1 protein-coding gene is annotated in these 536 nt (G+C 62.5%); it reads right to left on the bottom strand.

What is annotated here, in order from left to right; genetic code table 11:
- A partial coding sequence (locus JKP78_RS19835; RefSeq protein WP_200627347.1) for an RHS domain-containing protein occupies nt 1–536 on the bottom strand: 536 nt, incomplete at both ends.

Raw genomic sequence — 536 nt, 5'->3', positions numbered from 1 at the left:
GCCCAGTCCGAGCGCTCCTCTTTGACTTCACCCCACGCCTTGTACTGCCCCGCCCAAGCAACATTGCCCTGCTCATCGGTCAGCTCCATCGGCGTACCGAGATGGTCGCATTGGTACCAGGCAATTGCGTCAAACGCCTGCGGTTTCACCTCCGTATGCCACAGCGGATCCTGGTCAAAATCGTATTCTCGCTGACTCCAGTCCGGTTGCTTGTGCAAACGGATCGGGCTCTTGCGCAGCGCCTGAGCGACCGGCACGAAGCTGCCCGGCTCGTACAGGTAATGCACGGTACGGCCAGTATCGCCATCGTCCCTTGGCGGTGAGCTCTCCCAGGCCAGGGTGTCGCCATCCCAGCCAAACAGGGTAAAGCCGCAGCCAAGTTCACGCTGGCGCTTGGCCCGTTGCAGCTGGTTCCACCCGGTGCCCGCTTCCGGCCTGTCCCAGAAGTGCGCCACCGAGTGCTTGTGCAGACGTCGGCCCAGGGCGTCGTAGCTGTAGTCCACCTTGAGCTTGTCGTCGTTGTACCCCGTTAGCCG

The organism is Pseudomonas sp. LAM2023, assembly GCF_016620375.1.
Lineage (GTDB): Bacteria > Pseudomonadota > Gammaproteobacteria > Pseudomonadales > Pseudomonadaceae > Aquipseudomonas > Aquipseudomonas anuradhapurensis.
This window is presented reverse-complemented; position numbering and strand designations above follow the sequence as displayed.